Genomic DNA, 21,854 nt, shown 5'->3' with positions numbered 1-21,854 from the left:
AACTTATAGTTGATGATTTAGGTTGCTTCGCAATCTGGGCATCTGTACGAAAGCAAAAATTCCAAAACCGAGTATGGGACATTCCGTGGCTACTTCTACAAAAGACATTTTGCAGCGTTTGGCTGGTCGGGCCCATCGGGGCGGGGCATTTAATTCAGACGTATTGATTGCAATTTCCGAAGTCCTGCCAAGTGGCGACATCAAAACGGTTGAGACCGGTTGTGGAAAATCAACCATTATGTTCTCAAACCTGGCTGCCAAGCACGTTGTGTTTGCGTATGATGACAGGGATATGCCGGACAGTTCGGTTGGTTTGGTGCAGAAGGACCCGGAATTCAAAGCGGATCGCACTGAGTTTGTTTATGGCCCAACGCAGCAGACATTGCTTGTCCACCAGTTTGCGGATGACGATATGTTTGACGTCATCCTTATTGACGGGCCGCATGGTTACCCCTTCCCGGATCTTGAATACGCCATTCTTTATGAACGCCTCAAGCCTGGCGGAATTCTCATTATCGATGACGTCCACATTCCGTCGATCGGCAACATGTATGATCTTCTGCGTGAAGATCGCATGTATGAGGAAATTGGTGTTTTTGCCACAACAGGGCTTCTGAAGCGGACCGAAGTGGAAGGTGTCCCGGCGGACGGTGATCATTGGTTTGAACAGAGCTATAACTACGCCCGCTTCCCGCTTGGGATGGAAAAATACAATATTGACCGGACGCTGACGCCGGATGGGCGTATCGATCTGACGAATGGCGCGCATCTGTCTCAGTACGTGATCAAGTCCATCGAAAGTGCCGCTACCGAAAAGGCCGCGCAAACGATTGATATCGGCGCATCTCTGGAAGTGTTTGTGCCCGAAAGCGTCGGTACATCACTGACGATCGAACTGGAATACAAGTCCATTTATGCTGACGCCGCCAAAGATGCGCTTTTGATGATTGGCAGCCATCGTGAGCCACTGCCCTACAGCAAGCGGTGGTCAAAGATCAAAACGGTTGTTCCGCGTCCCGAAGGTGGCCGTTTGATTGCGACGATCCTTCATCCACATGCCATTCCAGAACATGACCGGGACCCGATAGCAACACGCTATGAGTTCCGGCGCTTGGGGTCATTTGTTCGGGCGTTTAAGGTCACGGGGTCAAAGAAGGGCGCGCAGCCTGTTGCCACACCGATGCCGGATACACAAAGCGCAGTGGTGCAAGAGACTTCCCACTCAAAAGATTTCAAAGCCGCTTTGGTCGAAACCGGCAAAGACTATCCCTATCAAGTTGCCGACAAGGCCGAGATCATACCACGACCGGTAGGGGCTTTGGGTGAAGCTGTCACACGCGTTCAGCGGCTTTTACAGCGCAAGCTTTATTGGTCAGTCGCCGAGCTTCTTGCATTTGATGGCGCGGAATTCGCCGATGCGATTGCCTATGCCTTGCAGGGGCGGGAGGCCACCGAGGCAGAGAGCCACGCGTTGGATCGCGACAATAGCGCCCCTGTTCGCCTTCGAATGATCCTTGAGCTTGACAATGCAAACCGCAAATCAGGAAATCCCGCTCGTGTGATGGGGATAAGAAAATTGCGCAACCTTTGGCAGTTGGAGCGCCTGTGTACACGCAACAATATCAAGCCCCTCAAAAAGCTGTTTGCGAGCTGGGTGCGCAAGGAAGCACGACGTATACACCATCAACAAATCTCGCAGATTTCAACGATCCAGTATGTCCATGCTGTCCTTGACAGAATGGATATGGATGCCGGACGGGTCAAAACTTTATGAAACGCGTTGTTATCGCAAATTTCTATTCCACGTGGCCGGCTGTCGGTGGTGGGCAAAGACGTATATTTTACCTTGCACGCGAGCTTTCCAAACAGTTCGACGTCGAACTCATTGTTCCGGACAGGAATGGGCGCAATGAGACGGTTGTTTTTGGCCCGAACCTGCGTGAGATACGGGTTGCTGTCGAAGGACGGTTCCGTGAGCTCGAGATCAAGCTGGATGCCGAAGTTCAAATGGCAGCTGATGTCGCGTATGCTCTGCATTGGGATGAGTGCGCCCTGTACAATGAAGTTCTTGCCAAGCGGCTGGCTGTATCGGACGCATGTGTAACAGCACACCCTTATTCGATTTATGCGCTTCTGCAGGCGCGGGGCGACACGGACATCCCGATTGTCTTTGACTCTCAGAATGTTGAGCTTCAGCAGAAATCCTCTGTCCTTGAACGCTTTCCACATCTGTTGGAAGCTGTTCGGAATGTGGAGGAAACGGCGCTGTTGAAGTCGCAACATGTGATTGCCTGTACACCCAACGATGCGACCACGTTCGCAAAGGAATACGGTGTAGACGCCGATCAGATAACGATCATCGAAAACGGTGTGGACGCGCTTGGGGTGCCTCACGTGCCGGAAGATGCGTTGACCCGGATACGCACGCGTTTGGGTTTGAAAGATCAGCTGACAGCGGTCTTCGGCGGCTCTTTCCACCATCCGAATTTCTCGGCTGCCGACCGTATCCTCGATTTTGCAAAGCAGATCCCGGACATGCAGTTCATTGTGCTGGGTGGGGTGTGCGACTACGGCCCGTTGAAAGAAACGACCCTGGAAAACGTCATTCGGTTGGGAGAGGTTGATGAAACCACCAAATGGATGGCATTCCGTGTTGCGGATATCGGCCTCAACCCAATGAATCTCGGGTCAGGTTCCAACATCAAGATGTTCGAGTATGCAGCCGCTGAGCTGGCTGTGGTCTCTTCTCCGTTTGGTGCCCGCGGCCTGGGTCTGAAGGAAGAAAGCGAGTTTATCGTTTGCGCGTTGGACGAGATGCGACAGACGCTCGGTGCCTTGACGATCAAGGATCGCGCAAGACTTGCGGACATAGGTGTTGCCGCCCGTCACAGTGTCACCAGAACCGCTGATTGGTCAGTGATCGGCAAGAGATATAGTGCGTGTTTTTCGGCTTTGACCCGCTGAGGCAGCCGTAGCTCTGCGGTTTTCCGCGTGTAGATTAGCGGGTAAGACGAGAAGACGTCATGATGGCAAACATCATGTCTGGAACAAGGATGGCTTGATGAGTGGCGAGACTGGCCCGACGATGAACGCAAGTGGCGCCTTTTCGGAAAGCGTTCAGAGCTGTCTGGAATATTATTTGCAGAGGCATTTTCCTGCGGGCCGAGCGGTGAAATCTGCGGCCTTCGGGGACAATCCGTTTGCACAGAGCATGCAAGCCTCATCCAAGTATTATGCATTTGACTGGGAACGCGTTCACGACTCTCCGAACCGCGTTCTCAGGTCGAAAGGTATCAATATCCTCTACATAGGCGGACCGTATCGATTTCTGGACACGACGCGCGCGATCAAACAGGCGCTTGAGTGTTTATCCGACACCGGGGTTCTGGTGTTGCCCTGCTTGAATGTTCCGGCGAATTATCTGTGTTTTCAGTTCTTGAAAGACCATCCGCAGTTCCATTTGCACTTCACGATGGAAAACACGGCATTCTTCGGATTCCATCGCGTGCCGTCATCGGGGGAAACCGGATGGTGGTCCGAAGCCTACAATGTCGGACATTTTCCGGCCTTTGATTATCTTGCCTATTCGATCCGCCCGAAACTGCCGGTTCGCTTTGCATATGACGGGTATCTGAGCCAGTGCGGTCCAGAGTTTCAAACGGGATTCATGACCCGGTCCGGCCGGGTTGTTTCGCACGGTTATAGGTCACAGATGGCCTTCTCTCTTGAAGCACCTTCCACCAGGCAGGTGGAGGTGAGCATTGAGCTGCGCGCGTTGGATCCTGTAAGCAGGCCAGAGGCGGGCCTTGTTCTGCGAGTGGCCGATGCGGACCCCGTTTCGGTTGATCTAAGTGCGGCAGCGCCTGTCCGTCAGACGATAAGCGCGGCATTGCCGGATGATGACGTTCTGCCAATTGTCTTTGAGCACAGCGGACTTGTCGTTGGATCGGAGCTGAGCGAGCCGGAGATTGATCTTCCGGATATGAGTTTTCCCAATATCGAACTGTTGTCAGTGGCGATCACGGAGTGTGGCGAAACCCCGCCCCCTGTAACGCTGTCGCAACATCAGGGCAGTGTGCGAACGTTTGAGCATGCCGGGCAGACCTTTCGGTTCTTCGTGGACGATCCGCATGACAGCATACAGGCGCATCACTGTGCCGGGGAATTCTACGAGATCGAAGAACTGGAACTGATTGGCGCACATGTTCCGGCAAATGCCCGAATACTCGATATCGGTGCGAATATCGGGAACCATGCGGTCTATTTCGAGAAAATCCTGAAGGCGCAGAAAGTCACGGCGATTGAACTGCAGCAACGCGTTATCTCGGTTTTGCGTCTGAATGTTGCGCTGAACGAACTGAAGACCGTTGATTTGTCAAACCTGGGTATTGGATTTGGTGCATCGTCGCATTCTGCGCGCATCCAGATCTCGCAGGCTTTCAACGTAGCAGGGGCGCATTTCGATCCGGACCCGGTGGGCGGGTTTGAAATTCGAAAAGGCGATGACGTTGTTGCGAAAGAGGATTTCGACTTCATCAAGATCGATGTCGAAGGTATGGAGTGCGAAGTCATCGAAGGCCTTTCCCAAACCATTGCCAGATGCAAGCCAATGCTGTTCGTGGAAGTATGGAACGAAAATCTGTACAGGTTCCATGCCCTGCTTGCCGATCTAGGATATGAAGTCGGCGCAGAATTCCGGCGCTACGATGTTGCAACCAACCTTCTGATGAAAGCACGCACCTATGAATGATAAAGCAGATACATCGTGCCGTCTGTGTGGTGGGGCGACCGATTACATTTTCTCAAAGACAATTCTGCGGCGTTATGACGTTCGTTATTATGCCTGCCAGGAGTGCGGCAGTCAGCAGACGGACTATCCCTTCTGGCTGGACGAAGCTTACGCAATTCCGGGCCTGACCATAGATGTTGGCGCAGCGCCCCGTTGCATCAAGAACTGGTTGGCCGCGAAGGTCTTTCTGGACGTGCTTGAAATCCCTTTGACCGCAAAGGGTATGGATTTCGGAGCAGGCCCGGGGCTGTTTGCCAGCCTGATGAGGAGCGTCGGGCGGGATTTTCAAACCTTCGATGCGTTTGCTCAGCCGCTCTTTTCCAGCTACTCCGCGCTTGAGAATATCGATGACGTTTCAGCGGATGTTATCACGGCGTTTGAAGTGTTCGAACATCTTCCTGATCCGAAGGTCACACTGGACGACTTGCTGTCCCGGGGTGCCCCAATTTTCATTTTTACAACCTGGCCTGTTGATGATCAGCCGGAAGACTGGCTCTATTATCTGCCGGATTGCGGCCAGCACGTCTTCTTCTATTCGGTGAAAGGGCTTGAGAACATCGGGCGTGCGCACGGTTATGAGATGATCGTGTCACAGTATTTCTACGTCTTCTATGCGCCTGACAAACTGTCGGCCGGACAAGTTGAAAATGTTGGAAACTTCTCGCTCAATTCGATTGAAATGCTGGAATCCCAGGTTCAGGAAATCCTACTGAGTGTGATTATGGGGAACGAGTATCTGGACAAAGATTTCAGCGCAGCAATGGGCCGCTTTAGCGCAGAGCTTCTGTCGAAACCTTCCTAGGATTCTCGTGGGCTTTGATCCGGTTCCGTTGCAAAGTTCGAGCCTGTTGAGTTATTTCAGTAATCGCTTGTGAGTCAGGTGGCGAGCTTAGCGAACTGTTGAAATAGACAGGGTCCGGGCGTGAGTTGACCTTTGCGGATCATGTGAGACACTTCGATTCCACTCAAGGTAGCTGATGCTGATTCAAGCGATTTGAAACCCAGCATTGGTTGGGTTCGCCGTTTGATGAAACGGTGGTCCTGTTCCACGAAATTGTTCAAGCGTTTCTGTCTCACCATCTCAAGTGGGATCGGGCAACCAAAGCCTTTGAGCATTTTGTTGAGGGTCTTGATGCCGGCGGTGTTGGCACCGCTCTTGTCGATCACGATCTTTCTCGGCAACCCGTTGATCTCCAGCATCCTGGCGAAGAACTTTGTCGCAGCCGGTTTGTTTCGTCGCGGGGAAAGCATGAAATCAAGCGTCTTGCCGTGCTTGTCGACGGCTCGATAGAGATAGACCCAGTTGCCTTTCACCTTAATGTAAGTCTCGTCCATTCTCCAAGAACGGTAGCACAGTCCCTTTCGTCTGCGCGCAACATCGGCAATTGCACTAGCGTATTTTGTCACCCAACGGTTTAGCGTCGTGTGATCTACCGCAACACCGCGCTCACCCATGATTTCTTCCAGATCCCGGTATGAAACACCGTATCGAAGGTAGAAGAACACAGCAAAGAGGATCACATCCTTGGGATATTGTGCGCCTTAAAAGGAGATCATGAGCTGGCTTTCGGCTGAATTGCACCGGCCGCTATTCACTCTCTGCGTTCTTGAGCGTCAATGGCTAAAAGTTTGCAACAGATCCGCCCCGCGGTTATTGAGTGCTTTCCGCTATTTTCCTGTCGATCATATCGCTCCTAAAAGGTGCCAAGCGACCCTTTCCGCCCCCGATGCAGAAATCAAATGCAGGTGCGCTTGACGGCAAGTGTATCTCGTCTTAGTTAGTTAGTTATTACTCACTAACAAAATGATGTCCAATGCCTGCACGCAAGCCCGCAGATGAACGCAAGACCGAGATCGTACAGGCAATGCTGCGTCTCGCGGACGAGTTGGGCCCAGATCGCCTGACCACGCAGTCGGTTGCTGATACAGTCGGGCTGACGCAGCCCGCAATCTTCCGGCATTTCGCGACCAAACAGGATTTATGGTTGGCGGTGGCAGCAGAGATTTCTGAACGCCTCCGAACCGCATGGGGTGACGCGCTTAGGACATCCGCCGATCCGGCAGATCGGATCAAAGCGCTGATCTTGGCACAATTGCACCAGATCGAGACTATGCCGGCCATCCCGTCCATTCTGTTCTCGCGCGAGCTACAGGTCGAAAACGACGATCTCCGGCAATCTGTTCTTACGCTGATGACTGAATTGGTCGGATTGCTGTCCATCGAGCTGACCAACGGGCAGAAAGCGGGCCTGTTCGACACAGACCTGCCGCCTGAAGACGGAGCGCTACTGTTGGTCTCGCTGGTGCAAGGGTTGGCGATCCGCTGGACTTTGGGGAAACGCGGCTTCGCATTGGAATCCGAAGGACGCCGATTGCTCGATGCTCAGATGCGGCTATTCCGAATAGCAAGTACAGAGGTTTCGCCATGAACCGCCGTATCATCCTGGGTGTCAGCCTTGTTGTCGTCCTCGCCGTCTTTGGCAGGTTTGTCCTTACAGAGTGCCCGATCAGTGTTTCCGCGGCCGCAATTGAAAAGAATGTCCCTGTACGTGTTTATGGGCTGGGTACGGTCGAGGCCCGGATCGTCTCAGATGTCGGATTTGAAGTTGGTGCCACGCTGACAGAACTTTCGGTCGACAGTGGAGATACGATCAAAGCGGAGCAGGTCCTTGCCCGGCTTCATCCGACGGAACAACAAGCAAAAGTCGCGCGCGCCAAAGCGGGGGTTGCCGCCGCAGAGGCCACCTTGGGCAAGGCTGAGGCAAATGTGATCCGCGCGCGTGCCATTCTTGCGCAGCGGCAGTCGACAAATGCGCGCCAGCAGGAACTTGCCGGGCGCAACGCCGTCTCGACTCAGACTGCGGAAGAAGCGCAGCGGGATGTCGATGTTGCAGCCGCTGATCTGGCCGTCGCAGAAAGTGATGTTGAGGTTGCCCAATCCATGCACAATGACGCCAAGGCAGTTCTGCAATACGAGCGTGTACTGCTTGATCATCATGTGTTGCGGGCACCGTTTGACGCGGTCGTTGTTGAGCGTCATGTCGAAGCAGGTACTGTTGTTGTCGCTGGTGAACCTATCTTTACTCTTGTGGACCCGAACACTGTCTGGGCATTGGCCTACATTGATGAGGAGCGGGCCGGGGGCCTGCAACTCGGACAAGTTGCCGAAGTGAGGTTGCGGTCTTTGCCGCACAAGGTCTTCACCGGCAAGATCGCGCGGATCGGTATAGAAAGCGACCGGGTGAACGAAGAACGCCGGGTCTGGATTGCATGCAATCGGTGCCCGGAACAGGTTTTTCTCGGCGAACAGGCCGAAGTTTGGATCACAGTGACAGAGCTGGTCGAAGCGATGTTGGTTCCAGAGATCGCAATAACCGGTTTTGATGGGCATAAAGGTCGTATCTGGGTCGTGCAGGATGGGCGTGCGCATCAGGTGTCGGCATTTTTCGGGCACCGGACCGAGGATGCGCGGGTCGAGCTGGTTAGTGGTATTCCCGATGGCTCGCAGGTCATCTTGGCACCCGTTAAAGGGCTGTCTGAAGGGCGCATGGTTCGGGTCGTCGAGAGGGATGCGCCATGAACCTCGCCTACCGCGATGTGCGTCACAATCTGTTCCGCTTCATTCTGACTTGCCTCGGCCTCAGCCTTCTGATGGCGGTCGTGCTGGCAATGATTGGTATTTACAATGGGCTGGTCGCAGACGCGCTGAATATTGTCAAAGCACCGCGAGCAGATCTTTGGATTGTTGAATCTGGTACACGCGGGCCGTTTGCAGAAGCCTCAAAAATTCCCGACGGCACCCGTGATGCCGTGGGGCGATTGCATGGTGTGGCCGAAGCGGGCAGCATCACATACCAAACCGTCGAGGCGCCCTTTCGCGGCGAAACGTTACGCCTGTACGTGATCGGATACGAGCCAGGTCACCCCGGTGGACCCGAAGCAATCACGGTAGGGCGTGGGATCAACCAGTCGCATTTCGAAATCGTGGCAGACGCCAAATCCGGACTGTCCGTCGGTGATGTGATCCGACTGGGCCGCGATGCTTTCACTGTGGTCGGGTTGGTCGAGGATACGATGAATTCCGCCGGTGATCCGGCTGCGTTCATCACTTTACGCGATGCGCAGGTGCTACAGACGCAACTGGCCCCGTCGGCGCAACGCATTCAGCAGGCACGAGGCGCGGGGTTGCTCGAAAGTCAGGACAGCGTTGCGGCCGTGATCGCGCGGCTTGAACCGCTTGCAGACCCGCAAGAAGTGGCGCAGTCGGTGCGCCAATGGAAACATCTTGGGGCCCTGACACAAGCCGATCAGGAGTCTATCTTGCTAATGTCTGTGGTGGATCGAGCAAAGCGGCAGATAGGTTTGTTTCTGGGCATTCTATTGTCCGTTTCAGCCGTTGTAATCGCGCTAATTATCTACACGATGACCATGGAAAAGCTAAAGCAGATCGCCACACTCAAACTGATCGGCGCCCCCGACCGCACGATCATCGGGCTGATCGTGCAGCAATCCATTGCACTTGGTGCGGTTGGCTGGAGTTTCGGCCTGATCCTTATCCTGCTAGTCAAGGACTACTTCCCCCGCCGGGTTGTGTTGGAGCCGATCAACGCCGTCGCTTTGGCAGGGATCATCCTCGTTGTCTGCATCGTCGCCAGCGGCCTTGGCGTTCGTGCCGCACTCAAGGTCGATCCGGCCACGGCAATCGGAGGGTGACGTCATGCTCAATGATCCGCGCCGCGTGATTGTAGATGTTACCAATGTCTCCAAGCACTTTGGCGAAGGTGATGCTCGCGTCGACGCATTGAAGGGTGTTGATCTGTCAGTCCAGGCAGGTGAAGTCGTGGCACTACTCGGCCCGTCTGGATCGGGTAAAACGACGCTTCTGAATGTCATTGGCTGCATCATTGCTCCGAGTACGGGGAAGGTTACGCTGGACAATGAGGTGGTTTACGACAAGCAATGGCTGCGAAACGATCTGCGCAAGCTACGGCTCGACAAGATCGGGTTTATCTTTCAGTTCCATAATCTTCTGCCATTTCTCGATGCCAAAGATAACGTTGCCCTGGTGCTGAAATTGGCTGGAAAATCGACGGTCGAAGCGCAAAGGCGCGCTATCGAACTGCTGGACTATCTGGAGGTCGGTCACCGCAGGGATGCGATGCCCGCGCTTCTGTCCGGAGGTGAGGCGCAGCGTGTGGCCATCGCACGCGCCCTTGCCAACAGCCCGCGCATCATTCTGGCAGATGAACCAACTGCGGCGCTTGACAGCCAGCGGGCCGGGATCGTGATGGACTTGATGCGCAAGCTCGCGGCTGAGCAAGACGCCTGCATCATTGCTGTGACGCATGATGAAAAGATTTATGACCGGTTCGACAAGCTGTTCCACCTGCGCGACGGCCTACTTGATGGAACGGAAGGGGGCGTGACATGAGAAATGCGACCCTTGGCAACCGCGCCCTGAAAGTAGCGGCAAGCGTAGCATTAGTCTTCGGCGCGTTGACCGTATTCTCAGGCGGGTGGGCCTTGTTTGGTGGCGAGGAAGCACGCACCGCCGTTGGCGATGCGGTGCCCTTCGTGCTGTGGTTCAACTTTCTGGCGGGGTTCGCCTATGTCGTGGCCGGTATTGGGCTGTTTCTTCGGCACCGGTCAGCGGCCTGGATATCAACAGGCATTCTGGTAGCCACCGTTCTGGTTTTCCTGGCCTTCGGCGTTCATGTGTTGCAAGGCAACGCCTACGAGATGCGCACGGTTGGTGCGATGACCCTTCGCGCGGGTGTCTGGTTAGCCATTTCTGTTGTGGCTTGGATACATATCTTGCGAACGGATTGACCCTGGCAGACCCTGATTTCCCGGCCGTAGAATATTTGGTGAAATCCAACGTCGCTTCACACATGGGACAGGGCCTGGACAATGAATACATGACCGCTCTGTTCGGCTCTCGGTCATTGAGATGGTGTACCGCGTTCCTGATCACCGTCCTCTCAGAGTAATGGCCCAACTGAAGCGCTCAACCAAGCTCTTCATGGAAGAAATACCTGCGGCAGTCATCGCGCCACTGATCGAGATCTGCAAAACCAACGGGATCGCGGTCGCCAAAATAATCGCGAAGCGGCTTTTTTTATACCACGAGGTCTGGCTATCGGCTATTTGCCGAGATTGCGGGATAGGTGTGCCCGGTAAGTCGCTGCTTCTGGCCGCTCAAAAAGTTTGACACATCCGAGATGTCGACATGTCCGCACATCAATCTTGATGAAGGTGCAGATCAAAGATCAACTCATTGGTTCCCTGCTGAACTCTCAGATCATCTTGATAGAAAACATCAAACTGAAATTCAATGATCCCGCGTTTTCCCGATGTCGTAATGCGTTTTGAGACGACGATCAGATCAGCCCGGATCGTGTCACCTGCGAAGACGGGTTTCTCGAACCGCCAGTTCCACCCGAGCGACGCCAGGCCATCGGGTTTTGCTTGAGACTGAAACTTGAGCCCATCAACCACTGGCAGCACAAGTGGGGCTGATCACTTGAACCAAGCAGTCTAAGTCATGGCAACCGATTTAAAGGGTCCAGAACCTAGATTGGCCCGTGGAAACACAAGCCACTGAAAAAACAGGTGGCAAAGCACAGGCTATTTCCCGCAAAGCAAAGATAATCAGGCCTACTACCCGTCTGTCGCCCGGGCAAAAAAGGTGCGTGAAATCGTGTTAAGTACCTATTCTCGCCTCGCGTCATCGCTCAACCACTATCATTCGGCGGTCAACAAGGCCGCGGCACTAATGGTGTCGACCCAAATCTGTGATAGGTGGCGGCACGGGTGTCAATCGCTTAACGACGGTAACAGGTCCAAGCCGGAATCTGCATGATCGTCAATCCAGACACAAAAGCTTGCGACATATCCTTGACGCATTCGGGCGCGCGTTACGGGCTATACATCTGAACCAAAAACCACTATCGCCAGATCTTTCCCGGCAATTGGTGACCTATGAATGATTTCTCTGCCCTCCCGAAAACCCTGTCCGCAGCTCTGTCCCAAAAAGGCTATAGCAACTTGACGCCTGTACAAGAGGCTGTGTCAGATGAAGCGCTGGCAGGAAAAGATCTGCTTGTCTCTGCGCAAACCGGTTCCGGCAAGACCGTGGGCTTCGGGCTGGCGATGGCGGAAGAACTTCTCGACAAGCACGGCCGTTTTGACCGACCAGCAGCGCCTTTGGCCGTGGTCATCGCACCCACGCGCGAACTGGCTCTGCAAGTGCGGAGAGAATTCGACTGGCTGTTTGCCGAAGCCGGGATCGTTACTGCATCGGCTGTCGGTGGTATGGATGCGCGCACAGAGCGCAGGGCGCTTGAACGCGGCGCACATGTCGTAGTCGCCACACCTGGGCGGCTGCGCGATCATATCACACGTGGGGTGATCGACCTGAGCGATCTGCGGACCGTCGTCCTCGACGAAGCCGATGAAATGCTGGACATGGGGTTCGCCGAAGATCTTGAATACATCCTTGATCAAACGCCCGAAAACCGGCGCACCCTGATGTTCTCTGCCACTGTTCCACGAGGCATTGCCAGGCTTGCCCGGACCTACCAGAAAGAGGGTGCGCAGCGGATCAAGGTCGGAAGCGCAGATGTCCAGCATTCGGATATAACCTATAGTGCCTTGAACGTAGCTCCGTCGGATATTGAAAAAGCGATCATCAATTTGCTGTGTTATCACGACGTTCAAACCACGATTGTGTTCGCCAACACCCGGTCTATGGTGGCGCGCCTGACCGCGAAACTTTCCAATCGGGGGTTTTCTGTCGTCTCACTGTCAGGGGAACTCAGTCAGGCAGAGCGCACCAACGCGATGCAAGCCCTGCGTGACGGGCGCGCGCAGGTTTGCGTTGCGACCGACGTGGCCGCCCGCGGCATTGATCTTCCAGGGTTGGAGTTGGTGATCCATGCGGATCTGCCCTCAAATGCGGAAACTTTGTTGCATCGCTCTGGACGGACAGGCCGTGCCGGACGCAAGGGAACATCCATTCTGATCGTGCCGGCTCGGCAGCGTTCAAAGGCACAACGATTGCTGAAAACCGCCAAGCTGGAGGCCGAATGGGGCGCACCACCCTCAGCCGATGAGGTGTTTAAACGGGAAGAGGAACGCATCATTTCCAATCCCGCCCTGGATGAGCCGCCAAGTGCTGAGGAAACGGCTTTTGCCGAGCGGCTGCTCAGCGGAAGAACTCCCGAGCAGATCGCCGCAGCCTATATGCGCCTCTACCGAGAGCGCCACTCGGCACCCGAGATCCTTGGAACGGCACCAGAGTCTGGAAAACGCGACACTGATCGGCGCGCGGCGTTTGGGCCAAGCACATGGTTCTCACTTTCTTTGGGACGCAAACAGCGTGCGGAGCCGCGTTGGTTGCTGCCAATGCTGTGCCGCAACGCGGGTTTGTCCAAAGACGCTATCGGCGCAATCCGCGTTCAGTATCAAGAGACCTTTGTCGAGATCGCCAATGATGCTGTGCCCGCAATGAAACAAGAACTGGGCGCTGATCTCATCATAGAACAAGGTGCGACGTTGACCGAGCTGGTGGGCACCCCAGATTTCGATGCCTCGCCCAAAGGACCGCCTGCAGCCCCACAATCATCGGTCGAGCCCGCCAAATCCCGAGCGCTTGATTCAGGCAAACCGTGGAAAGCTGTGCCTGGCTCCGAACGTTCTGACCAAGATGTCCGGACTGCATCCGAGCGCCCTAAGAGCAAAGGAAAATCTGCGGCAGGTACGTCGAACAGACAAGCAAGCGAAGACAAGAAAAAACGGGACTCGGCTCCGCAAGCGCGACCGACGCGTGAGCGCGGAAAGGCTAAACCACAGCCCGTCGCAATGGATAAGAAGCGACAAAAGCAAGATAAGAACGCTTCTGACACATCCAAATCTCTGAAAGCACAAAAGGCGCGTTTCAAGACCGACACCAAAGACTCGAAAGCTCCGCGTTCAAAAAGCAAAAACGGCAAGGGCGGAGAAGCAAGGCCTTTCCGCAAGCCTTCAAAGAGAAACTGAGCGCTCGGGCAAGAGACATTCATCAAGGACACCGGTACAGTGGCGCATCGTCCTAGGCGGTCCTTAATCCTTCCACCCAATCCGCTTGAGGGCGAAGGACACGGACGGCCAAGAGCAGACATGGATCGCGTTCAAATGCGCATCGATGTTTCTTCGCAAGGCGGACTTTCATGTGTGTTGCAGCCCTTCGGGCTCAATTGGCAAGGTCATCCGTCGCGCAGAACGCTCTGACCGGTCAGCTTTAGCGCCTTGGTTCACACAATTGTTTGTGTATCATGTCACAAAACGGTGCCGCTTTAAAGATTTACACAACCCTTGGCCACACTTCTGCGGAGTGTAGTTAGTGCCCGCTAATAATGATCTCTCATGGCCTGAAGCGTTTATCGAGCTTTTGCCACTGGTTGCTGACAAGTGGTCAGTAGAGGATGAAATTTATTTTCACCGTCAGCTAAGTGCCGGTAAGTCCGGAGCCCTTGTTTATATTGTCGACATTACATGCGACGCGTTCAGCGGCCAGGCCATTCTTAAGTTTGACGCTCTTCCCGATCCGGAATGGAATGAAAAGGCCGAAAACCAAAGGCATCGGGAGGCGTTCGAAGCAGTTCCCGCGTTTGGATCAAGGCATTTGGCGCGCATCGTCCACTCTTTGGAATACGACGGTAAGATTACGATACTTTCCACCGTTGTGGCTCAAGGGCTTGAATACTCACTTCCCTGGAACGATTGCGGCTACGAACTGGCCTTGAACGTACTTGAGCGGCTGTCGACAAGCCTGCTTGATGACTGGAACGTTGATTACAGCATGGCGCCTGGTTTGCAATCGCCTCGGGATCTGCTTTCGGGATGGCTCGGCTATAGATTGGATCCTAAGCTAGGTCGGCTTCATCACTTTCTTTCGGGTATTTGCGGTCATGACCCGAATGAACGTTGTCTGATGTTTGAAGGACATTGGTACCCGAACCCACTGGCTTTTGCCTGTGACGAGCATCTTCCAAGCCGGTTGAGCGTAAGAGCAGCAAAAGGTCGAGTGCACGGGGATCTGCATGGCTACAATGTACTGGTTCAAGCGCACAAAAGCCGCGATCCAGATTATTTTCTAATCGATTTGGCACTGTACGAAGACAAGCAGTTCTTATTTTATGATCATGCCTATTTCGAGTTGGCATACCTCTTGGCGCGGCGCGGAAATTGTGTACCTGCCCAATGGGATGCTATCCTTGATGACCTTGGCCTCTTTCATTCAAAACACCACACATTAGGGCTTTGGCAGGATGACGTCGGCATCGTCGAGTTTGTCAGAACTCTGCGGCGAGGCGCTATGAGTTGGGTTGAGCGCCACGAAAGCCACCGGCTCAGCTTTATGGAAAGCCAATACTTGCTGGCCCGTGTCGCAGTGGGACTGAATTTCGCACATAAGAACCTCAGCGTCGGTGCGCGCAGCCACGCATTCTTGTATGCAGCTCACAATCTCAAAGACTACATGACGCTCAACAATGTTGAATGGCCCAGGCACGGACCTGTGTTCCGTTTTCCAACAACGCTGGAACCTTTGACCGAACCTCGACCTGAGGCCGAAACACTTGCACCAATAACCAAACCTCCCGCCGAAAAAGACCGACTGTATGATCAGATGGTTACCCAGCTACCGACGCCACAGAAGCCGGTCATTGCGGTGCTGCCGTTTGACTGCATTAGTGGACAAAGCGACACCAACGGATTTGTGGCTGGCATCAACCATGAACTCGTGACCGAACTTGCCAAAGTGGATTGGCTGTCAGTCGTCTCACCTTCCTCCACCAAGCTCCTCAAGGATGCTTCTTTGCTCGGAGAAGAGATCGCGCAACGTCTCGGGGCTCACTATTTGGTTGAGGGCACCGTCCGTTATGACGATCAGCGCGTTCGCGTAACTGCCCATCTGGTAGATACATCGACCGGGCATGATCTTTGGGCCGATCGCCTGGATCACAAGACAGAAGATGTCTTTTCCTTGCAGGAGGAGATCGCATCAGCCGTTGTGGGGCACATAGATTGGGAGTTAAGGTTCGACGTGCGTGAGCAAGCGCGGCTAAAACGTGGCGAAGTCAACGTATGGGACAGCGTTCAAAAAGCACTGTGGCATCTGTTCAAATTCACAGATGAAGATACTCAGAAGGCAAGGGATATTCTAAACAGAACAATTGATATCGCACCAGACTATGCACTTGCGCACGCGGTGATGGCAAATGCCGAGCTTCGGAAACTGTTCTTCGTACGGGTCGATAATCGAAATGAGGCCAGAGAACGCGCACTTTATCACGCAGAGCGCGCTGTGGCGTTGGATGAACAAAGCAGTTTTGCGCATGCCAGTCTTGCCCGTGCCTACACGCAGTTCAACAAACACGATGCCGCTATTGCGGAGGCACAGCTTGCCGTCAGCCTCAACCCAAGCGCGGCAAACGCTCACTTGGTTCTTGGATATGCGCATCTCGCAAACGGGCAAGCAAAGCTAGCGCTATCGCATTTCGAGACCGCAACCCGGTTTGGACCATCGGGTCCTTATTTCAAGGTGAAATTGTTGGCTAAGGCCTTTTGCCTTTACTTTCTCGACCGCTTTAGCCAGGCCGAAACTTGTGCGAGAACGGCATTGGAGGGCAAATCGGTTGATCCATTCGGCCGTTATGTGCTGGCGGCGATACTGATACGGCAGAAAGCCACAGACGAGGCGAGACGAATAATTGGACAGAGCCAAGAAAAACGCCCTGACATGACCTGTTCCCGTGTCTGTCTGGCATTCGAAAACCTGCAACAAAGCAATCTTGACAGGTTTGTCGGAGATCTTCGGAAAGCTGGGTTGCCGGATTGAGCTTGGCCCTTTTCGATCTGCGCGGTGCGGCAAAGCACTTCTTTCAAATCGTTTGGCCAGAAAAGGAACCCATCGCCCGCTAGGTGCATGGTCAAATGATCTAGAAACCGCTTTGGAGGGTTTCGCTCGAGCAAAAACTTCGCGGCAAAACCTCTGGGATTATGGCAGCTCATCCAACAACATCGGGTACAGCAAGTTTCCTGCCTGCGGCCCGGCCCAGAGGTAATCAACCTATTGATCGGTCGACTCGTTGTACCACCGGTACCGTTCGATCTTGTCATACAGCCCGTTCACGATGGTTTGCTGTTCTGAAATCGGAAGGCGCACCAAATCATCCTCAGTGATAATCATGATCTGAGACTTATAGGACAGGTCAGGCAGGTATTCGTCCAACGCCACAACTTCGGCAAGGCTTGGGTCTGATTGGCGTGATACCTGATCAGCTCTGCGGCATCTCCAAGAACCTGTGCAAAGAAATGATCAGGGTTCACGACGTTCCGCTCGGCCTGGTCGACAATCATCTGCAATGCTTCTTCCAGGTTATGCGCTCACGGATAATCCGGTTCAGACTTTCGGCGCTCAGCCCCGTGGTAGAATACTGATCATCGAATTCGCGAGGACCTGCATCTGTAACCAGTACGATAAGCCGACGCCCAAAGTCGCTCCAGTCCATGTCTTCCAATGCGTATTCAATACCGCGATAGCTGTCTTCGCGAAAATTCTTGCTGCTGGATTCCGCTTCTTGCATCTGATCGATGCCACTCAGGAAGTTGTCAACGTCAAGGCCCTGCTGAAGGTCCGCGAAAGTCCGAAGGTCATACCCAAGGCCCGGAGCTGCCTCGAGGCGGTCACGATAGCCGACAAGCCCGAAACTGATCGCGTCTGCTGCCCCGCTGATCCCGCGGCCTCTCGATAAACCTCCTGCAGTGCTGCAAGGGTAGCGCGGATATACCGCTCCGTGGATATCGTGGTGTCCATGACAAAGACCACTGCTGTTTTTTAGGTCACCCGACTTCTGACTACCCGATGGCGCCGGACGGTACGGGGGGTGTTGTCACGTTAACTGTGTTTTGTTGCTCTTGCCCGCAGTTGGACGTAGGTGACGTCGATGAAGTCATCGTCGATCAGTTACAAGCGCCACCAGTTTCCACCTGATATTCGCGCACGCGGTATGGCTGTACGTTCGCTGCAACCTGAGCTTCCGGGAAGTTAAAGCGATGCTGCGCAGAGCGGGATCAGTGCATCATACGAGACGGTCCTGCATCGGGTCATCAAGTTTGGGCCGGCGGTAGCTCGAAACCTGCGGCAGAGACAGAAGCGTTCAGGTGAGATCTGGCATCTGGATGAAGTTGAGGTGAGAATCTCAGATCGCAAGTATCGGCTTTGGCGCGCAGTCGATCAGCATGGCCTCGTGTTGGACGAAGTCCTCCAGCCGAAATAGGGCAAACGGGCGGGCAATCGGATGTTGCGCAGCCTTCTTAAGCGTCTTGGTTTCCTTCCCAAGCGGATCATCACTGACAAACTGCGTTCATATGGTACCGCCAAGCGCAGCTGGCGCAGGAGTTGGATCACTGGTCGCTCAAAGGCTTGAACAATCGAGCCGAGAACAGCCACCTCCCTTTCCAAAAGAGGGAACGGTCGATGCAAGCCCATCGCTCTTCAGGAGGTTTACAGAGGTTCATAGCAACCCATTCAGCCATTCGGAGTTATTTCTGTGTTCCCTCTCGCCGCCGCTCCGCCTTAACAATCCGATGTCACCGCCTCGAGGCACTTGACGTCTGGAATGCTGCCACTCAAGCTGCTTGAAGTCCGAAAGTTCCTTGCAACTTCCAATCTAACCGCCCCAAGTGTCTGATAGACGAAAACCCTGAGGGAAAGGGTCGGTCGGATCCAAGCCGATCTGGGTTAACCCGTAGATCCAGCACTGCCCCGACACTCGGTTCCGGATCGCCGCATATGATCCCACGTTGGTGATGTCCAAAAGCTCGGTGGTGAACTCACCTCCGATGATCGAACGCGACACCACAATGTCGCCCGGTGATGCCAATCCTGCCGCATGACGCACCGCCATGTTGGCGTTCGATCCAGTGCCGCAAGGCGATCGGTCAGCGCGCCCAGGGCGCAGCGTTGTGCAGGTCCGCACCGCACCATCCGAGTCCGTTGACCGGAACATGACATAGGCCAGACCGTTCAGAGCCGGAGTGGTCGGATGCGGCGCATCTTCGGTTTCGGCGATCATATTACGTAGGGCGACTCCGCGCGTGGCAAGCTCGCGGGCGTTGCCCGGAGTGATCGACAACCCGATCTGGTCCACATCCACCAGTGCATAGAATACTCCTCCAAAACACAGATCATAGCGGATTTTCCCCCAGTCCGGGGTATCGATTTCACTGTCCTTCTTGGCAACAAATGAAGGCGGCATATCCAGCGACACTTTGGTCACCTTCCCGTTGGAACAACGGGCCACCGCGCGCACCAGACCAGCAGCGGTATCCAGCGTCACGGTTGTTTCGGGCTCGACCATAGGGATCATGCCCGTTTCAAGCAGGGCCGTGACTGCACACATTGCATTGGATCCCGACATCGCATGGGCCTGATCAGGTTGCAGCACGATGAACCCAATGTCTGCCGCAGGGTCGCAAGGCGGGACCAGCAAACAAAAAGACCCGGCCGGGGCCGAACGCGGTTCCGAGCACAAGAGCTGGCGCAGGCTGTCATCGACCTTGTTCAAATGATCCAGCTTATCGGCCATGGTTGCCCCGGGAATGTCCAGCACTCCTCCGGTCACGACACGGCCGATTTCGCCGGCGCAATGCACGTCGACCGTTTGTAGAATTCGGGACCAGCGCATGAGTTTGTCCTTTCCGTTTTCTAAGCCACAGCCTGCGCACCGGTGAATTCCACCATCGAGCCACAGAGATATTGCGCCTCGTCCGAGGCCAGAAAAGCGATGAGGGCGGCAATCTCATCTGGCTCTCCAATCCGGCCAAACGGCACAAGTGCGTTCAGATCGGCAAGACTGCGCCCCGACCGTGCCAGATTGCTTTCCAGCATCGGCGTCCGGACTTCGCCCGGGGCAACGCCATTCACGCGAATATTGTCCGGCGCATAGTCGCGAGCAAGGTTCTGGGTGAAAGCAACAACAGCCGCCTTGGCAGTGTTATAGGCGATATGGCCTGGCGCCGGGTGAATCCCCCATTGTGATGCCGTATTGACGATAGCCCCACCACCCTGACCCTGCATCACCGGGATGACGGCCTGACACACATGAAATAGTGCATCGACATTGACGGCGAAGGTTTGTTGCCAGTCTTCAGCAGACAGTTCCATCAAAGCGCCCCGCCGCATCAGCCCGGCATTGTTGCACAACACGTCTATCCTGCGCCCTGCGCAAGTCCAGTCCCGGACAAAGTCCCGAATCTTTGCAGGATCGGTTAGGTCAAACGCTTGGGCTTCCGCCTGACCTCCAGCCGCCTGTATGTTCCCGGCGACGGTTTCCGCCCTGGTCAAATTTGCATCGGCGACACAAACCAAAGCCCCTTCATCTGCAAACCGCTGACAGATCGCGGTGCCAATACCCCCTGCTCCACCGGTGACGACAACAGATTTTCCTTCAAAACGCTGCATCATGACCTCATCTGACTTGCGCCATTTATATCCAGAACCGCACCTGTAAGCGAAGCCTGCGAGGGCCGAAGAACAAAGGCTACTAGTTCGGCAATTTCCTCCGGCTTGGCCATCTGACCCAGCGGGATGCCCGAAAGGGCAGCCGCTTCGCCATGCGTGTGGATGAAATCCTCGGACATCTCGGACCGCACCCAACCCGGCGCAATAGCCACCGCCGTAATCCCGTCGGCGCCGAAGCCTCGCGCGATGCTTTGGGTCAGGTTGATCAGGGCCGCTTTGGTCGCGCCATAAGACATCGCCTCGGCCCGATATCCGCCCTGCCCTGCGCGCGACGCCATGTTGATGATCCGCCCGCCGCCCTGCGCCCGGAAATGCCGAATGGCCGCGCGGCTCAGATCAGCGGTGGCCATCAGGTTGACCTGAAGATCGCCATGCCAGACCCGATGCCAAGACTCTAAAGGATCATCCACGGATGAAGCCGTTAGAATGCCCGCGTTATTGATTAGCGCATCTATCCGACCTGCTTGGGTTTCGGCGGCTTCCCACAGCGCATTTGGCCCCAAAGGGTCGGACAGATCAGCGGCAAGTGCACTCGCCCCTTGCCCAATCTCTGTTGCCAACGCCTCGGCACGGGCCACGTTGCTGTGATAGTGCAGCAAAACACGTGCACCCACTGTTGCCAATTCGCGTGCGATAGCCTGGCCAATGGACCCGGTGGCCCCTGTCAACAGAACGGTTTTATCTTGCAGAGAACGAGTCAATCCGCCACTCCCTCGGTCGCTTGGCGCGCATTGCTCAGCCGTAGCAATACGATGTCGAGCCCCGCTTTCAAAGCCTCGGGGCCACCTGCATTTGCAAAAACCTCGAACAGTTGCGCATTCAGTCCTGCGGGCGTCGAGTGTTCGACCCGCAGCAATTCATAAGGTTTGTCGCGATCTTCCATTGCGGTATGCGCCAATCCGGAAAAAACTCCGCTCAGATAGTGTTGCGCATCCACCCGCCCAATCCCATTGGATTGCATCCAGTCTGAGACAGCACCCAGAAAACCAAAATACGTTCCCATCACAGCACTTGCAGCGGCGAAAGCATCAAACTCTTCCACTGTTCGGGCGCTGACCACGGCCCCCAGCGGGCCAAACAGCGCTTCGCCAACCGGGTCATGCGGAAACAGAACCGTCACGCCACGATGATGGGCGACCGAGGGCAAAGGAATTGCACGGAACAGGCGCACAGACGTGCCGATCCAGTCTTGCAGAGCCTCGTGGGTCACCGTAGCGATCAGGCTGCAAACATGCTGCCCCTCGGCAAATCGAAAGGACGATAGCACCGCCTGCGCGTCCTGCGGGCGGATAGCCAGAAACACCAGATCGGACCCATCAACAACGGCCTGCGCGTCTGTGCAGACCTGCACCTTTTCACTCACCGCTGCCAACCGCGCCGAGATGGTGCGATTGCGTTCGGTGACGTGGATTGCAGTTACATCAACATCTGACGCCAGCAATCCGGTCACCACCGCTTCGGTTATGACGCCAGTTCCGATGAAGCCAAGTCGCATCC

Annotated in this window: 20 protein-coding genes and 1 pseudogene; 13 read left to right on the top strand and 8 right to left on the bottom strand. The window is 54.9% G+C overall.

Features of this window, described 5'->3' with window-relative positions:
• Positions 1-85 precede the first annotated feature (85 nt).
• The 4 genes from AC2FLZ_RS04040 (at position 86) to AC2FLZ_RS04025 (ending at position 5,591) form a co-directional block, all read left to right on the top strand.
• A complete protein-coding gene (locus AC2FLZ_RS04040; protein WP_496881845.1) occupies positions 86-1,774 on the top strand; it encodes a class I SAM-dependent methyltransferase in 1,689 nt (562 codons plus the stop codon).
• Positions 1,771-2,964: a glycosyltransferase family 4 protein gene (locus tag AC2FLZ_RS04035; RefSeq protein ID WP_496881844.1), complete on the top strand. Its 1,194-nt coding sequence runs from the start codon at positions 1,771-1,773 to the stop codon at positions 2,962-2,964. Before AC2FLZ_RS04040 ends, AC2FLZ_RS04035 begins: the two co-directional genes overlap by 4 nt.
• A 97-nt stretch (positions 2,965-3,061) precedes the next feature.
• On the top strand, positions 3,062-4,750 hold the full coding sequence (locus AC2FLZ_RS04030; protein WP_496881843.1) for an FkbM family methyltransferase: 1,689 nt from the start codon (positions 3,062-3,064) through the stop codon (positions 4,748-4,750).
• A complete protein-coding gene (locus AC2FLZ_RS04025; protein WP_496881842.1) occupies positions 4,743-5,591 on the top strand; it encodes a class I SAM-dependent methyltransferase in 849 nt (282 codons plus the stop codon). Before AC2FLZ_RS04030 ends, AC2FLZ_RS04025 begins: the two co-directional genes overlap by 8 nt.
• 74 nt (positions 5,592-5,665) lie before the next feature.
• Here AC2FLZ_RS04025 and AC2FLZ_RS04020 read toward each other — a convergent pair whose 3' ends face one another.
• Positions 5,666-6,310, bottom strand: a complete 645-nt coding sequence (locus AC2FLZ_RS04020; protein WP_496881841.1) for an IS6 family transposase — start codon at positions 6,308-6,310, stop codon at positions 5,666-5,668.
• A 293-nt stretch (positions 6,311-6,603) separates the two neighbouring features.
• Between AC2FLZ_RS04020 and AC2FLZ_RS04015 the strand changes: the two genes are divergently transcribed.
• The 6 genes from AC2FLZ_RS04015 (at position 6,604) to AC2FLZ_RS03990 (ending at position 11,000) form a co-directional block, all read left to right on the top strand.
• Entirely contained in the window at positions 6,604-7,218 is a 615-nt protein-coding gene (locus AC2FLZ_RS04015) for a TetR/AcrR family transcriptional regulator (protein WP_496808241.1), read from the top strand.
• Entirely contained in the window at positions 7,215-8,369 is a 1,155-nt protein-coding gene (locus AC2FLZ_RS04010) for an efflux RND transporter periplasmic adaptor subunit (RefSeq protein WP_496822243.1), read from the top strand. The genes AC2FLZ_RS04015 and AC2FLZ_RS04010 overlap by 4 nt, the downstream gene beginning before the upstream one ends.
• Entirely contained in the window at positions 8,366-9,502 is a 1,137-nt protein-coding gene (locus tag AC2FLZ_RS04005; protein WP_496881840.1) for an ABC transporter permease, read from the top strand. The genes AC2FLZ_RS04010 and AC2FLZ_RS04005 overlap by 4 nt, the downstream gene beginning before the upstream one ends.
• 4 nt (positions 9,503-9,506) lie before the next feature.
• Complete coding sequence (locus AC2FLZ_RS04000; protein ID WP_480520743.1) at positions 9,507-10,220, top strand: ABC transporter ATP-binding protein; 714 nt, start codon at positions 9,507-9,509, stop codon at positions 10,218-10,220.
• On the top strand, positions 10,217-10,618 hold the full coding sequence (locus AC2FLZ_RS03995) for a hypothetical protein (protein ID WP_480520745.1): 402 nt from the start codon (positions 10,217-10,219) through the stop codon (positions 10,616-10,618). Before AC2FLZ_RS04000 ends, AC2FLZ_RS03995 begins: the two co-directional genes overlap by 4 nt.
• Positions 10,619-10,778: 160 nt before the next feature.
• Positions 10,779-11,000, top strand: a complete 222-nt coding sequence (locus AC2FLZ_RS03990) for a hypothetical protein (RefSeq protein ID WP_480520747.1) — start codon at positions 10,779-10,781, stop codon at positions 10,998-11,000.
• Positions 11,001-11,029: 29 nt separating this feature from the next.
• On the opposite strand, the gene AC2FLZ_RS03985 is transcribed toward AC2FLZ_RS03990, so the two are convergent.
• Positions 11,030-11,287: a hypothetical protein gene (locus AC2FLZ_RS03985; protein WP_496881839.1), complete on the bottom strand. Its 258-nt coding sequence runs from the start codon at positions 11,285-11,287 to the stop codon at positions 11,030-11,032.
• A gap of 483 nt (positions 11,288-11,770) precedes the next feature.
• Here AC2FLZ_RS03985 and AC2FLZ_RS03980 point away from each other — a divergent pair, with 483 nt between their 5' ends.
• Both AC2FLZ_RS03980 and AC2FLZ_RS03975 read left to right on the top strand, forming a co-directional pair.
• Entirely contained in the window at positions 11,771-13,828 is a 2,058-nt protein-coding gene (locus AC2FLZ_RS03980) for a DEAD/DEAH box helicase (protein ID WP_496881838.1), read from the top strand.
• 343 nt (positions 13,829-14,171) lie between these two features.
• Positions 14,172-16,670, top strand: coding sequence for a hypothetical protein (locus AC2FLZ_RS03975; RefSeq protein ID WP_496881837.1), 2,499 nt, complete (start codon positions 14,172-14,174; stop codon positions 16,668-16,670).
• Positions 16,671-16,901: 231 nt separating this feature from the next.
• Here the strand turns inward: AC2FLZ_RS03975 and AC2FLZ_RS03970 are convergent, their stop codons facing one another.
• Both AC2FLZ_RS03970 and AC2FLZ_RS03965 read right to left on the bottom strand, forming a co-directional pair.
• Positions 16,902-17,069, bottom strand: coding sequence for a hypothetical protein (locus AC2FLZ_RS03970; protein ID WP_496881836.1), 168 nt, complete (start codon positions 17,067-17,069; stop codon positions 16,902-16,904).
• A 118-nt stretch (positions 17,070-17,187) separates the two neighbouring features.
• Positions 17,188-17,418 (bottom strand): hypothetical protein, encoded by a 231-nt coding sequence (locus AC2FLZ_RS03965; protein ID WP_480495238.1) that lies wholly within the window; start codon positions 17,416-17,418, stop codon positions 17,188-17,190.
• Positions 17,419-17,791: 373 nt separating this feature from the next.
• Here AC2FLZ_RS03965 and AC2FLZ_RS03960 point away from each other — a divergent pair.
• Positions 17,792-18,476 (top strand): annotated as a pseudogene (locus AC2FLZ_RS03960) (IS6 family transposase); the annotation flags it as partial.
• 28 nt (positions 18,477-18,504) lie between these two features.
• Here AC2FLZ_RS03960 and AC2FLZ_RS03955 read toward each other — a convergent pair.
• Genes AC2FLZ_RS03955 through AC2FLZ_RS03940 form a run of 4 tightly spaced genes read right to left on the bottom strand, consistent with a single transcriptional unit; the run spans position 18,505 to position 21,852 of the window.
• Positions 18,505-19,521, bottom strand: coding sequence for a proline racemase family protein (locus AC2FLZ_RS03955; RefSeq protein WP_496881835.1), 1,017 nt, complete (start codon positions 19,519-19,521; stop codon positions 18,505-18,507).
• Positions 19,522-19,541: 20 nt separating this feature from the next.
• Positions 19,542-20,297, bottom strand: a complete 756-nt coding sequence (locus tag AC2FLZ_RS03950) for an SDR family NAD(P)-dependent oxidoreductase (protein ID WP_496881834.1) — start codon at positions 20,295-20,297, stop codon at positions 19,542-19,544.
• Positions 20,297-21,058: an SDR family NAD(P)-dependent oxidoreductase gene (locus AC2FLZ_RS03945; RefSeq protein WP_496881833.1), complete on the bottom strand. Its 762-nt coding sequence runs from the start codon at positions 21,056-21,058 to the stop codon at positions 20,297-20,299. Before AC2FLZ_RS03945 ends, AC2FLZ_RS03950 begins: the two co-directional genes overlap by 1 nt.
• On the bottom strand, positions 21,055-21,852 hold the full coding sequence (locus AC2FLZ_RS03940; RefSeq protein ID WP_496881832.1) for a pyrroline-5-carboxylate reductase: 798 nt from the start codon (positions 21,850-21,852) through the stop codon (positions 21,055-21,057). Before AC2FLZ_RS03940 ends, AC2FLZ_RS03945 begins: the two co-directional genes overlap by 4 nt.
• Between the last annotated feature and the right edge of the window lie 2 nt (positions 21,853-21,854).

This window comes from Ruegeria sp. YKSF131 (assembly GCF_059612645.1).
The sequence above is the reverse complement of the archived record's forward strand: the minus strand, read 5'-3'. Positions and strand labels throughout refer to the sequence as shown.